Raw genomic sequence first — 13,344 nt, 5'->3', positions numbered from 1 at the left:
CTTCTTGTTTATCTGCCTGTTGTCCGCCCGGGATGGTCCGGGCGGAGCGGAACTACTCCGCCTGGCAGACGGGGCACCAATACAGTTTCCGGGCCCCCATTTCCGTACCGGCCACCGGTGTCCCGCACCGGCGGCACGGCTCACCCGTGCGTTTATAGACGTAGTGCGCCTCGCTCACGGGGACAGGTTCGGTGCGGTCCCGTCGGTCCCCCGGTTCCGTGGTGATGATCCGCCCCTGCCGCACGCCGTCGCGCATCAGGACAACGACGTCGGCCCACAGGTCCTGCGCCTCCGCCTCGGAGAGGCTGCGGCCCAGGCGCCAGGGGGACAGCCGGCAGCGGAAAAGCACTTCGGCCCGGTATACGTTGCCCACCCCGGCAAGGACTTCCTGGTTCATCAGCAGCAGTCCCACGGGGGAACCCTTGCTGCGTACCCGCCGGATGAATTCGGCCGCAGCGCCGGGCTCAGCGGCGTCCGGATCCAGCGGATCCGGACCGAGCCGGGCCAGAACCGCGCTGCGTTCGGCGCCGGTCACCACCTCGCACGCCGTGGGGCCGCGCAGATCCGCCCAGCCGTGCGCGGAAACCAGCCGTACCCGCACCGCACCCTTGGGTTCGGGCGGGCCCGCGTAGCCGGCGCCGTCGTCGTCTGCGGCCAGTTCCCGCTCCCCTACCCGCCGTGGGGCGCCGATGCTGGACGCGCCGGCGAATGTCTCGTCGCCGCCGAAGTCGAATGCCCCGTACAGGCCCAGGTGGATGCGCAGGTACAGATCATTGTCGAACCGCAGGAACAGTTGCTTTCCATGCGCCTCTGCCGCTTCCAGCACGTGCCCGTCCAGGCGGGCCGCGCCTGCGGCGAAGCGCCCCTGCGGGCTGCTGACATGCAGGCGTTCGCCGGCGAACGCGGAAGAGAACTGCCGGGCCAGCCGGTGGATGGAATGCCCTTCGGGCATCAGGCAGGCGAACCGGTCGCTTCGTAGCGCGCAATCTGCCCGATTCGGCGGACGTGGCGCTCATCCCCGCTGAAAGGCTCCTCGAGGAAGGCATCGATGAGCTGCGCCGCTTCATCGACCGAATGCTGGCGGCCGCCGACGGCCACGACGTTGGCGTCATTATGCTGCCGGGCCAGGCGTGCGGTGTCCAGGTTCCAGGCCAGGGCCGCGCGGATGCCGCGCACCTTGTTGGCGGCGATCTGCTCCCCGTTGCCGGAACCGCCCAGGACGATGCCCAGCGCGTCAACGCCTGCCTGCTGGTCATCAGCAACCGCCTGCGCCGCATTGATGCAGAACGCAGGGTAGTCGTCATTTGCGTCGTATTCGCGGGGCCCGTGGTCCACCACGTCGTAGCCCTTGTCCCGAAGGTGTCCGATCAGATGGGAACTCAGTTCCATGCCCGCGTGGTCGGTTGCAATATGGACGCGCATTGTCGGTAAGTCCGTTCGCTGGTGGGGTCAGATGACCTTTCAAGCGTAACTTCAGGCGGCTGAGGGCTTGCAAATTCATGAAATCATACAAAGGCCCTTACCTTGGAGCTGCTCCTGCCGATAGCCCAAGTAGGACTATTTCGCCAACGGCATATCTGCTGGTCCGGTTCTATTGGATGCGGATGTTGCCGTCAGCAGCGTCTGTTTGCGCCCCTCAGGTCTCGCTCTACAAGGATTACCCATTGAAAAGTGCAAAACTGGCCGTTCTGGCCCTGCTCGCTGCGTCGTTGACTGCCGGGAGCCTTCCCGCCCAGGGAACGGGGGAACTGCCGACGCTGGAAGCTACTCCTGCGCCGGCATCGGAATCCCCGGGTGGAACGGATCCGGCCACGGCTCCGATGGAGACCCAGCAGCTTCCCACGGTCACGCCGGGCGCTGCTGAGTCCCCGGCAACGGCACCGGACGTTGTGCCGGTTCCGGAGCCGGTTCCTGATCCCGCAGGCGGGGACGATCATTCGCAGGACCTTGGTTTCGATCCGGTGGTGGGAGGCGGCTTCCCGGTTCCCGGACCGGACACCCCGATGGTCACGGACCCTGACGGCACCGTCAGGTCCGCAGTGGAGACGGACATTTCCGCCATGCACGACCACGGGGCGGCAACCTACAGTTCGCGCAGCGGCGGCGCTTCCACAGCCGGTGGCGCGGCAGCCCGTAACGGCACCATCCAGGTGACACTGGTGTACGCAACCCTGACCGATATCCGCAGCGGTGTGGACCAGGACGCGGCATGGCACTCGGTGCTGGCTGCCGACACCTACTGGCGCAATGCCTCCAACAACCGGCTCGGCATCAACATCGCCAGCGCGTACAGCATCAACAGCAACGCGAACTCAGGCATGGATTACGGCGTGATGATGAACCAGCTCAAGAAGGACATTGGCTGGCGGGACACCGCCTACACCGCCTTGGTGGTTTACGTTCCCGCGGCGGACCTGCGCAGCGGCGGGTACGGCGGCATCCTCGGCGGCGGCTGGACCACCAATAACGGCACCGGAGGCACAGTGGTCATGCCGCGTCCGTCCAACTTCTCCAAGAACGTGGTGACGCACGAATTGGGCCACGTCCTGGGACTCCTGCACGCCAACAGCCTCAAGTGCGACAACGGACGCTCCGACATTTGGATCAGCGGCGGCCGGTGGGCGGATGGGCAGTGCACCTCGCGCGAGTACGGTGACACATCGGACCTGATGGGCTACGCCCAGTACAGCCTGCCGATGATCAACTCCTACTTCTGGGACTCCGGGGCTTTCGGACGCGGCGACGAAATCTATAACGCCGGCACGCCCGGCCAATCCGCTACCTACATCCTCAGACCCTGGGCAGGCACCGCATCCAATAGGGCGGTGAAGTTCCGGGACACCTCCGGAGAGACTTATTATCTGGAGCTCCGTCTCCCCGTTGGCAACGACTCCTCCACGGCCGTCGGAGGAAACCGCGGAGTCAAGATTGTCAAGGCCGACCTTGCCAACAACTGGGCGGTCAATTCCCTGGTCATCGCACCGAATACCCGCGATTTCGCCGGTTACACCAACGCGAACAGCACCTGGCAGGCAGGACAGACCTTCGTTGCCCATACCGGCACCACGGTAAAGATCAACTGGATCGACAACCAGTCAGCATCGGTCACCGTCAGCGGAGGAGCAACTGCACGGGCCCTGGCTCCCATCCAGGAAATGCGGGCGGCCCACCCGGAACTCGGCAGCGCAACGTCCGAGGTCACCGGCGGTCTGCGCAACGGCGGCGCCTACCAGAACTTCCAGAACGGGGTCATCCTCTGGTCGGATGCCACCGGGGCGCGTATCTCCTTCGGGGGCATCCGCAGCTTCTATGGCACGGTTGGGTACCAGGACGGGTTCCTCGGGTATCCGACCAGCAACGAGTACAACGTGGCCGGCGGAGCCGCACAGGATTTCCAGGGCGGCCGGATCATTTGGTCCGCCCAGACAGGGGCGAGCTTCGTCCTTGGGGCCATCGGCGGCGCCTACATGAACAAGGGAGGCCCGGCAGGCCCGCTGGGGTTCCCGGTCGGCAACGAGTGGTCCCTCGGGTACCGCGGCGGAGTGGTCCAAGCCTTCCAAAACGGTGCCATTTACTGGACGCCCGCCACCGGTGCGCACATCATCGGCGGCGCCGTGCAGTCCTACTACGGCACCCAGGGCTACGAAATCGGGTTCCTGGGATACCCGACTTCCGACGAAATCTCCGGCGGGGGAGGTGTGATCCAAACCTTCGAAGGCGGAGCCATCACGTGGTCTCCCACCGCTGGCGCGCAGCATCTCTACAAGGGGATGGCCGCCTCCTATATGAATAGCGGGGGCCCCGCGGGTTCCCTGGGCTTCCCAATTGCGCAGGAGAAGGGACTCACGACCCGCGCCGGTGCCATGCAGGAATTCCAGAACGGTGCCCTGTACTGGTCGGCTGCAACCGGTGGAGCTCCGGTATTGAATGGTCCGGTACGTGATGCCTACAAGGCCAAGGGAGGCGAAGCCGGGTTCCTGGGCTACCCCTTGGGGGCTACCGCCAAGGTAGGGAACGGCTCCACCCAGGCCTTCCAAGGCGGACGCATAACGTGGACCGGTTCCGCAGGAGTGCGGGTGGTCTACGCCGGTATGGAGGGCGGGTACTCCCGCCTCGGAGGACCCGCCGGGTCCCTTGGTTTCCCGGTTGGGGACGAAACCGCGGCTGCAAACGGCGGTGTGGTCCAGGCCTTCGAAAAAGGCTACCTGTACTGGTCCGCTGCGACCGGGAGTTACGGCGTCATGTCGGGCGCGACACTGGATGCCTACCGCAAGGCGGGAGCGGAGAAGGGACTGGGGTACCCCACTGGAAACCCGGTGGCTGTAGCCGGTGGAACCATCCAGCCTTTCGAACGGGGACGCATGGCCTGGTCTGCTTCCACCGGCGCCCGGCTGCTCTTCGGCGCCATCGACGCCACCTATGCTGCCGCCAACGGCCCCGCCGGACCCTACGGCTTCCCTACCGGGGAGGAAACCGCCCTGCCCACCGGCTCCGGTGCTGCCCAGGAATTCCAGTACGGCACCATGTACTGGTCACCGGCAACCGGCGCCCGGTTCGTGGGTGGAGCCGTAAAGGTTACCTACAGCCAGCAGAATAGCGAAAAGGGCTTCCTGGGCTACCCGGTCACCAATGAGCAGGGAACCGCCGGCGGCGTCATACAGGACTTCCAAGGAGGCTCCGTCCTGTGGTCGCCGGCCACCGGCAGCTACGCCGTATACGGCGCCGTCCGGGCCGGTTATCTCGGCGCAGGCGGACCGGCAGGCGGCCTGGGCTTCCCGGTCGGCCCCGAACGGTCCACCGGCTCAAACCAGTCCGCACAGGAATTCCAGCGCGGAACCGTCTTCTGGTCGGCCGCGGGCGGAAGCAGAGTCGCGTGGAAATAGAAAACACGTAAGAACAGGTAAGAAGCAGTATTGGAACGGCGGATTGCGGCAACGCAATCCGCCGTTCTGCGCTTGGCAGATTGCTTAGCAATGAGATGATGATCCAGAAGATCAACAGTGTCCGGCCAATCTCGCGCTATATGCCGAAATAACCGGCCTCCTTTTCCGTTCGAAAGGCCTTACCTTGCCAGGTATGAATCTCACGCGGTCCGAAGCCCGTGAACGTGCAGAACTCCTCAGTGTCGAGTCCTACGACGTCAATCTCGATCTGACCCGTGGGGATGAGGTGTTCGGAAGTACCACCGTTGTCCGGTTCAGTGCCCGCGCCGGAGCCTCGACCTTCATCGATGCAGTCACGGACACCGTCCGCCGCGTCACCCTCAACGGAGTGGACCTGGATCCGGCCGAGGTGTCCGACGGCGTCCGCATCCAGCTGCCGCACCTTGCCGAGTCCAACGAACTGGTGGTGGACGCGGATGCACGGTACATGAACACCGGCGAAGGCCTGCACCGCTTCGTGGACCCCGTGGACAACGAGGTCTACCTCTACTCGCAGTTCGAGGTACCGGATTCGCGCCGGATGTTCGCCGTGTTCGAGCAGCCGGACCTGAAAGCAAGCTTCCGGTTCACCATCACCGCGCCGTCGCACTGGGACGTCATCTCCAACTCCCCCACCCCCGAGCCCGTTGCCGCCGGTGACCTCACCGCCCCCAGCAAGAGCTCCACGTGGTCCTTCGAGCCGACGCCGCGGATCTCCTCCTACATCACCGCGCTGATCGCCGGACCGTACCAGTCCGTCCGCAGCGAGCTGACCAGCTCCGACGGCCGGAGCATTCCGCTGGGCGTTTTCGCCCGACGCTCCCTGATGCAGTTCATGGACGCCGAGAACATCTTCGAACTCACCCGGCAGGGCTTCGCCTTCTACGAAGAGCAGTTCGGCACGCCGTACCCCTTCGAGAAGTACGACCAGCTGTTTGTGCCCGAGTTCAACGCCGGGGCCATGGAGAACGCCGGTGCAGTGACTTTCCTGGAGAGCTACGTTTTCCGTTCCCGGGTGACCGAGGCCACCGTGGAACGCCGTGCCGTCACCGTCCTGCACGAACTGGCGCACATGTGGTTCGGCGACCTGGTCACCATGCGCTGGTGGAACGACCTCTGGCTGAACGAATCCTTCGCCGAGTTCATGTCCACCCTCGCCGCGGCCGAGGCCACCGAGTTCAAGCAGGCCTGGACCACCTTCGCCTCCTTGGAGAAGGCCTGGGCGTACCGCCAGGACCAGCTGCCGACCACACACCCCATCGTGGCCGAAATCCGCGACCTGGAAGACGTCCAGGTCAACTTCGACGGCATCACCTACGCCAAGGGCGCCTCCGTGCTCAAGCAGCTGGTGGCCTGGGTCGGGCAGGACAAATTCATGGCCGGCGTCCGGGAATACTTCGGCAAGCATGCCTGGCAGAACACCGAACTGGCTGACCTCCTGTCCGAGCTGGAAGCCGCCAGCGGACGGGACCTGTCGGATTGGTCCGCCAAGTGGCTGGAAACCGCCGGAGTCAACACCCTGCGTCCGGACTTCGAGACGGACGAGGACGGCACCATTACCTCCTTTGCGGTGCTGCAGAGTGCCATCGAGGAGTACCCGGTGCTGCGCCCGCACCGGCTCGCCATTGGTTTCTACAATCCGGACGAAGACGGCAAGCTGCAGCGCACCCACCGTGTAGAGCTGGACGTCGACGGCGAACGCACCGAGGTCCCCGAGCTCATCGGCCAGCCCCGCCCGGCGCTGCTGCTGCTCAACGACGACGACCTCGCCTACGCGAAGATCCGCCTCGACGATGTCTCGCAGCACACCGCCACCCGGAGCCTGCGCAACATCGCCGATTCCCTGCCCCGGACCCTGGTCTGGGCTGCAGCCTGGGACGCAGCGCGCGACGCGGAAATCCCGGCCCGCAACTACGTGGAACTGGTCCTGCAGAACATCGCATCCGAGTCCGATTCCACCGTGGTCCAGGTGCTCCTGCGGCAGCTGGCCACCACACTGGCGTTCTATGTCACGCCGGAGGACCGCGAGCCCATGACCGTGGCCGCCGCCGAAAGCCTGTGGGAACTGGCCTCGGCCGCGGAACCGGCCTCGGATTCACAGCTGCAGTTCGTCAAGGCCTTCGCCGCCCACGCCTCCTCTGCCGAACATCTGGATGCCTTGGCCGGCCTGCTGGACGGCAGCGAATCGCTTGAAGGACTCTCGATCGACGCGGACCTGCGCTGGGAACTGCTGACCGGCCTGGTGGCCGGCGGCCGGATGGGCGAGGCGGAGATCGCCGCCGAACTTGAGCGCGACGCCACGGCCACCGGTGCCCTGGCTGCGGCCATGGCCCGCGCCGCCATCCCCACTGCGGAGGCCAAGGCAGCCGCATGGGAGGCGATCGTGGAGCGCTCCGACATGCCCAATGCGGCCCAGCGATCCGCCATTGCCGGATTCATGCGGGTGCACAACACGGACCTGCTGGAACCGTATGCGCAGAAGTACTTCGATTCAATCCGCGATGTGTGGGCCACCCGCACCCATGAGATCGGGCAGCAGATCGCCGTCGGCCTCTACCCTGCCCGCCTCGCCCGCCAGGACACGGTGGACCGCACCGATGCATTCCTGGCCGAATTGGGCGACGACGCACCCTCGCTGCGCCGGCTGGTGCTGGAGAACCGCGACGGAGTGGTGCGTGCCCTGAAGGCGCAGGCAGCGGACCACTAGCCGTTCGCCGCGGTTTCCCCTCCCCCCGGGCGGGCGCACGGTACCTTGGAGAACGTGAATCTCTCCGAACACCGCTACACGCTCAGCTTGGAATGGACGGGAAACCGCGGCGAGGGTACCGCCCGGTACCGCGGCTACGGCCGCGACCACGTAATCCGGGCGGCGGGGCTCCCGGACCTGCCCGGCACCGCCGACCCCACCTTCCACGGTGACCGGGACCGGTGGAACCCCGAGCAGCTGCTCCTGGCCGCCCTGGCCCAGTGCCACATGCTCTCCTACCTCCACGTTGCCGTCCGGAACGGCGTCCGCGTGCTGGCCTATGAGGATTCCCCCGAGGGGACGCTGCGCCTGAACCGGGACGGCAGCGGTGAGTTCACCGGCGTCGTCCTCCGGCCCAGGGTCACCCTGGATCCGTCCACCGGGCCGGACAGCATCGCCCTGGCCCGCGGACCGATGCACAAGGACGCCAACCGGCTGTGCTTTATTGCCCGGAGCGTGAATTTTCCCGTGGAGCACCAGCCACTGACGGTGCCTGCAGCCTGACCGCAGACGCCCGGTCGGCAGGTCCGGGTAGCCTTAACCGGATACGTCCCCGTCCCGCTAAAACCTAAGGATGAACAGCTACCCGTGCTTCCCGCTTCCGAAATAGACCTTTCCTCCGTGACCGTTGACGAGTTCGACTGGTCCGGCCTGATTGAGGCCGCCGTCATTATCGTGGCCGCCTCCGCCGTGTGGTTCCTGGCCCGTTTCCTCATCAACCGCCTCGTGGCCCGCGCACAGAAGGGCTACTCGCTCTTCAGCGCGACCAAGCTCAAATGGGCGCAGCCGGTGATGCGGAACCTGGACAAGAAGCGCCGCGCCCAGCGGGCGGACACCATCGGCGCGCTGCTGCGCAGTGCCGTCAACGTATCCATCTGGACCGTGGCGATCATCATGGTCCTCGATGCCGTGGGCATCAACATCGCTCCGCTGCTTGCCAGTGTCGGCATTGTCGGCATCGCCCTTGGTTTCGGCGCGCGCGAACTGATCCGGGACGCGCTGGCCGGTTTCTTCATCACCATCGAGGACCAGTACGGCATCGGCGACGTGATCGAAGTGGGTGACACCACCGGCACGGTCCAGTCCGTCGGGATCCGCATCACCCGGATCACCGACGAACGCGGGGTGGTCTGGTACATCCGCAACGGCGAACTCGCCAAGGTCGGCAACCGCTCCCAGGGCACCTACATCGGCGATCCGCAGGACAACGCCGGCGAACCCGCCGAGCCGGCCAAGGCCGACGCACTCAACGACGGAATGTCCAAAAATGACTGATCCGGATCCCCGGCCGGCATCCCCCGGCTTTTCCCTTCCGCTGCAGCCTGTACAGCAGCCGTTTTCCCCTCCGCAGGACAACTTCTACGAAGCCGTGGGCGGGCACGCGACCTTCGTGAAGCTGGTGGACGTGTTCTACGAGGGGGTCGCGGAAGATCCGCTGATGCGGCCCATGTACCCCGAAGAAGACCTCGGGCCTGCCAAGGAACGGCTGCTCCTGTTTTTGGAGCAGTACTGGGGCGGTCCCAAGACCTACGGCGAGCAGCGCGGACACCCGCGGCTGCGGATGCGGCACATGCCGTTCCTGGTCACGCCTGCGGCACGGGACGCCTGGCTGCGGCACATGCGCGCCGCCGTCGACGCCGTGGAACTCTCGCCCCTGCATGAGGGCATCCTCTGGGACTACCTGGAGCGCGCCGCCCACTCCATGGTCAACTCCGCTTAGCCGCCCTTACAGGATCGCCGGTGAGCGGGTCAGCACGTGGCCGAGCGGAGTGCTCAGCCGCTGCCACCGGCCGTTGCTGAACAGTGCGGCATCCGCCGCGTCCGAACCCGCCGGGGGCAGGAAACCCAGGGAGAGTGCGGCGAACGCTGCGGCGGCAGGGACCGGCACGGCTGTGCCGCCCATCGGCCGGGACCACACCTGCGCGCGGGCGCTGTGCACGACGGCGGCTCCCGGGCTGTCCGGCAGCATGGCCGCCACCTCCCGGATCCCCCGGTGGGCCGCCTGTTCGAGCAGTTGTACCGGGATCCGGCCCGCGGGCTGCCACCCGGAGCGCGGCGCGGTAATGCCCGCCCAGGTTTCGCGCACGGTCATCGGCGGCACCGGCACCGCGGTGTCCGATCCGCCCATCCGTGCCAGCCGGTCCGCCACGGCGGCCAGCTGGACCGTGGCATCGACGTCGGCGGGCGCTGCCAGCGGCATGGTGCGCAGGCCCAGTACGGTGGGGGTGTCTTCGCCCAGGATCCGCGGCCGCAGGAGGCACACGTAGGCCGCAAGCACACCGCCCACCGCCTGGAGGCGGATCGCGCCGTCGTCGGCTGCGCGTGCCCGGACCACGAAGTTACGGAAGTCCGCGGTGACCTGGGGATCGGCAAGAATCAATTCTGTATCCATGTCCCTGCCCTCAGCCCCTGTCTCCGGCGGCAGCGGCGGCGCGGAACGGAACCGGCTTCCCAAGCCAGCCCGTCAGGACCCGGCGCTGGTCCGGCGTGTGCGGGGCAGGACGGCCGGTGGCGGCGTCCACCTGCACCATGGCGGCTTCGGCATAGGCATAGACCTCTGCGCGGTTTTCGTCGGCCAGGCAGAAGCCATAGGACAGGCTGGTGGTACCGATGCGGGTCACCCAGACATCCACCCAGACCGGTCCCCTGCTGTGCAGCAGGGGGGCGCGGTACTCGATCTCCTGGCGTGCCACGTACGCTGCCATCCCGTCTCCGGAAAGGTCGCGGTAACTGCCCGCTCCGTCGCTGAGCGGAAGCAGTCCCAGCTGGACGCGTGCTTCCTCCAGGAACTGGACGAACTTGACGTTGTTGATGTGGCCGTTGGGATCCTGGTCGCCGAAACGCAGGTGGACGGGGAAGCGGTGCATGCCTTCCATCTTCCCAGAGAGTGAGCTTTGCCCTAAAACGCGGCGCCTGGCCGCCCTGCGGCGGGAAACCGGGTTACTGAGCGGTAGTTTAAGGATAAGAGTATTTCGCGGTTCCGGCCGGCCGGTTCCGCCCTTTCCTGCTAGGAGATTGACCCGCATGTCCATTGATGAATCCTTTGATCCCACCGCTTCCCTGCTGGAACTGCTGAACCTGAGCTCCGCGGACGGTGCGAAGACGGATGAGGACATCTTTGTCGGCGGTTCCCAGAACGAGCCGCGCAAGCGGGTATTCGGCGGCCAGGTGCTGGGCCAGTCACTGATTGCCGCCGCCCGGACGGTGCCCGAGGATCGCGTGATGCATTCCATGCACGGGTACTTCCTCCGTCCCGGCGACAGCGACCTGCCCATCACCTTCGGCGTGGAGCGGTTGCGCGACGGCCGGTCCTTCTCCGCGCGGCGCAGCCACGCCTACCAGAACGGCAAGCCGATCCTGTCCATGATCGCTTCCTTCCAGATCCCCGATTCCGGCCTCGACCACCAGGAGGAGATGCCGGCGGGCATCCCGGATCCGGAGGACCTGCCCACCACCGCGGAACTGCTGAAGGACTTTGACCACCCGGTGGCCGAGGCCTGGTCCCACCGCCGGCCGATGGACATCCGCCACGTTATGGATCCGGTCTACGTCCGGGCCGGACGGGAGAAGACCCCGCACAATGCGGTCTGGATGAAGACCTTCAAGCCGATGCCGGACGGCGAGAACCTGCACCGCGCGGCCCTCGCCTACGCCAGCGACTACACGCTGCTCGAACCTGTGCTCCGCGGCCACGGCCTGTCCTGGACCACCCCGGGCATGAGCATCGCCAGCCTGGACCACGCCATGTGGTGGCACCGTCCGCTGCGGGTGGATGACTGGCTGCTGTACGTCCAGGAGTCCCCCAGTGCTTCCGCCGCCCGGGGCCTGTCCACCGGGCGGATCTTCAACCGCAGCGGCGAGCTGGTGGCCACCGTCGCCCAGGAGGGCATGGTGCGGATCCCGCAGCAGTAGCACCGCAGCACAAAAGAGCTCCGCTTCCCGGGTGGGAAGCGGAGCTCTTTTTGGTTCCTGCGGCAGGTCTAGTCGCGCGTCAGGCGGCGGTGGGTGACCCGGTGCGGCTTGGCCGCGTCCGGGCCGAGACGCTCGATCTTGTTCTGCTCGTAGGACTCGAAGTTGCCCTCGAACCAGTACCAGTTCGAGGGGTTCTCCTCGGTGCCCTCGTAGGCCAGGATGTGGGTGGCCACCCGGTCCAGGAACCAGCGGTCGTGGGAGACCACCACGGCGCAGCCGGGAAATTCCAGCAGCGCGTTTTCCAGGCTGGACAGGGTTTCCACGTCCAGGTCGTTGGTGGGCTCATCGAGCAGGAGCAGGTTTCCGCCCTGCTTCAGGGTCATGGCCAGGTTCAGCCGGTTGCGCTCACCGCCGGAGAGCACACCCGCCTTCTTCTGCTGGTCCGGGCCCTTGAAGCCGAAGGCCGACACGTAGGCGCGGGACGGCATTTCCACCTGGCCCACCTGGATGAAGTCCAGGCCGTCGGAGACAACTTCCCAGAGGGACTTCTCCGGGTCGATGCCGCCGCGGGACTGGTCCACGTAGGAGATCCGCACGGAGTCGCCGATCTTCAGGTCGCCGCCGTCGAGCGGTTCCAGGCCCACGATGGTCTTGAACAGCGTGGTCTTACCCACACCGTTGGGGCCGATGACGCCCACAATGCCGTTGCGCGGCAGCGAGAAGGACAGTCCGTCGATCAGCTGGCGGTCGCCGAAGCCCTTCTGCAGGTCCTTGGCTTCCAGGACGAGTGAGCCAAGACGCGGTCCCGGCGGGATCTGGATTTCCTCGAAGTCCAGCTTCCGGGTGCGCTCTGCCTCCGCCGCCATTTCCTCATACCGGGCCAGGCGGGCCTTGGACTTGGTCTGGCGACCCTTGGCGTTGGAACGGACCCAGTCGAGTTCATCCGAGAGGCGCTTGGCCAGCTTCTGGTCCTTTTTGCCCTGGACTTCCAGTCGGGCGCGCTTCTTCTCCAGGTACGTGGAGTAGTTGCCTTCGTACGGGTACAGGTGGCCGCGGTCGACTTCGGCGATCCATTCGGCCACATGGTCCAGGAAGTACCGGTCGTGGGTCACGGCAAGCACGGCGCCGTGGTACGAGGACAGGTGCTGCTCGAGCCAGAGTACGCTTTCGGCGTCAAGGTGGTTGGTGGGCTCATCGAGCAGGAGCAGGTCCGGCTTCTGCAGCAGCAGCTTGCACAGGGCCACGCGGCGGCGCTCACCGCCGGAGAGAACGGTGACGTCGGCGTCCGGCGGCGGGCAGCGCAGCGCGTCCATGGCCTGTTCCAGCTGGGAATCGATATCCCAGGCGTCGGCCGCGTCGATGGCTTCCTGCAGCTTGCCCATTTCCTCCAGGAGGGAATCGAAGTCTGCATCCGGCTGGGACATCTCTTCCGAGATCTCGTTGAACCGCTGGATCTTGCCGTAGATTTCGCCCACGCCTTCCTGGACGTTGCCCAGGACGGTCTTCTCTTCGTTCAGGGGCGGTTCCTGCAGCAGGATGCCCACGGAGTAGCCGGCGCTGAGCCGGGCTTCTCCGTTCGAGGGGGTGTCCAGTCCCGCCATGATTTTCAGGATGGTGGACTTACCGGCACCGTTCGGGCCCACCACGCCGATCTTCGCGCCGGGGTAGAAGGACATGCTTACGTCGTCGAGGATAACTTTGTCGCCAACGGCCTTTCGGGCCTTGGTCATCGTGTAGATAAATTCCGCCATATATCCAAGGCTA

At 66.1% G+C, this 13,344-nt stretch carries 11 protein-coding genes; 6 read left to right on the top strand and 5 right to left on the bottom strand.

What is annotated here, in order from left to right; translation table 11 throughout:
* Positions 1-52: 52 nt before the first annotated feature.
* Positions 53-952, bottom strand: a complete 900-nt coding sequence (locus tag AC5RUF_RS03605; RefSeq protein ID WP_494129736.1) for an Fpg/Nei family DNA glycosylase — start codon at positions 950-952, stop codon at positions 53-55.
* Positions 952-1,422, bottom strand: a complete 471-nt coding sequence (locus AC5RUF_RS03600; RefSeq protein WP_493997154.1) for a ribose-5-phosphate isomerase — start codon at positions 1,420-1,422, stop codon at positions 952-954. Before AC5RUF_RS03600 ends, AC5RUF_RS03605 begins: the two co-directional genes overlap by 1 nt.
* Positions 1,423-1,664: 242 nt before the next feature.
* On the opposite strand from AC5RUF_RS03600, the gene AC5RUF_RS03595 reads away from it, so the two are divergent.
* From AC5RUF_RS03595 to AC5RUF_RS03575, 5 genes are all read left to right on the top strand, one after another.
* Complete coding sequence (locus tag AC5RUF_RS03595; RefSeq protein WP_493997153.1) at positions 1,665-4,883, top strand: zinc-dependent metalloprotease family protein; 3,219 nt, start codon at positions 1,665-1,667, stop codon at positions 4,881-4,883.
* Positions 4,884-5,076: 193 nt separating this feature from the next.
* Positions 5,077-7,629 carry an aminopeptidase N gene (gene pepN, locus AC5RUF_RS03590; RefSeq protein WP_494129735.1) on the top strand — a complete coding sequence of 851 codons (2,553 nt, stop codon included), beginning with the start codon at positions 5,077-5,079 and terminating at the stop codon, positions 7,627-7,629.
* Between the two features lie 54 nt (positions 7,630-7,683).
* Entirely contained in the window at positions 7,684-8,172 is a 489-nt protein-coding gene (locus tag AC5RUF_RS03585; RefSeq protein WP_493998497.1) for an OsmC family protein, read from the top strand.
* An 84-nt stretch (positions 8,173-8,256) separates the two neighbouring features.
* Complete coding sequence (locus tag AC5RUF_RS03580) at positions 8,257-8,943, top strand: mechanosensitive ion channel family protein (RefSeq protein ID WP_493998496.1); 687 nt, start codon at positions 8,257-8,259, stop codon at positions 8,941-8,943.
* Positions 8,936-9,388, top strand: a complete 453-nt coding sequence (locus AC5RUF_RS03575) for a globin (RefSeq protein WP_493998495.1) — start codon at positions 8,936-8,938, stop codon at positions 9,386-9,388. Before AC5RUF_RS03580 ends, AC5RUF_RS03575 begins: the two co-directional genes overlap by 8 nt.
* A 6-nt stretch (positions 9,389-9,394) precedes the next feature.
* Here AC5RUF_RS03575 and AC5RUF_RS03570 read toward each other — a convergent pair whose 3' ends face one another.
* Entirely contained in the window at positions 9,395-10,060 is a 666-nt protein-coding gene (locus AC5RUF_RS03570; protein WP_494129734.1) for a DUF8185 domain-containing protein, read from the bottom strand.
* A 10-nt stretch (positions 10,061-10,070) separates the two neighbouring features.
* The gene (locus AC5RUF_RS03565; protein ID WP_493997863.1) at positions 10,071-10,535 is read right to left on the bottom strand and encodes an acyl-CoA thioesterase; all 465 of its coding nucleotides are present in this window, start codon (positions 10,533-10,535) and stop codon (positions 10,071-10,073) included.
* Positions 10,536-10,692: 157 nt separating this feature from the next.
* Between AC5RUF_RS03565 and AC5RUF_RS03560 the strand changes: the two genes are divergently transcribed.
* Complete coding sequence (locus AC5RUF_RS03560; protein ID WP_493997864.1) at positions 10,693-11,580, top strand: acyl-CoA thioesterase; 888 nt, start codon at positions 10,693-10,695, stop codon at positions 11,578-11,580.
* A 68-nt stretch (positions 11,581-11,648) separates the two neighbouring features.
* Here AC5RUF_RS03560 and ettA read toward each other — a convergent pair whose 3' ends face one another.
* Positions 11,649-13,331, bottom strand: coding sequence for an energy-dependent translational throttle protein EttA (ettA, locus tag AC5RUF_RS03555; protein WP_493997865.1), 1,683 nt, complete (start codon positions 13,329-13,331; stop codon positions 11,649-11,651).
* Between the last annotated feature and the right edge of the window lie 13 nt (positions 13,332-13,344).

It is taken from the genome of Arthrobacter sp. Y3224198, assembly GCF_059090025.1.
The sequence above is the reverse complement of the archived record's forward strand: the minus strand, read 5'-3'. Positions and strand labels throughout refer to the sequence as shown.

Coding starts and splice junctions, on each gene's coding strand:
- AC5RUF_RS03560 (WP_493997864.1), top strand. CDS start 10,693: ATGTCCATTGATGAATCCTTTGATCCCACCGCTTCCCTGCTGGAACTG.
- AC5RUF_RS03565 (WP_493997863.1), bottom strand. CDS start 10,535: ATGCACCGCTTCCCCGTCCACCTGCGTTTCGGCGACCAGGATCCCAAC.
- AC5RUF_RS03570 (WP_494129734.1), bottom strand. CDS start 10,060: ATGGATACAGAATTGATTCTTGCCGATCCCCAGGTCACCGCGGACTTC.
- AC5RUF_RS03600 (WP_493997154.1), bottom strand. CDS start 1,422: ATGCGCGTCCATATTGCAACCGACCACGCGGGCATGGAACTGAGTTCC.
- AC5RUF_RS03575 (WP_493998495.1), top strand. CDS start 8,936: ATGACTGATCCGGATCCCCGGCCGGCATCCCCCGGCTTTTCCCTTCCG.
- ettA (WP_493997865.1), bottom strand. CDS start 13,331: ATGGCGGAATTTATCTACACGATGACCAAGGCCCGAAAGGCCGTTGGC.
- AC5RUF_RS03605 (WP_494129736.1), bottom strand. CDS start 952: ATGCCCGAAGGGCATTCCATCCACCGGCTGGCCCGGCAGTTCTCTTCC.
- pepN (WP_494129735.1), top strand. CDS start 5,077: ATGAATCTCACGCGGTCCGAAGCCCGTGAACGTGCAGAACTCCTCAGT.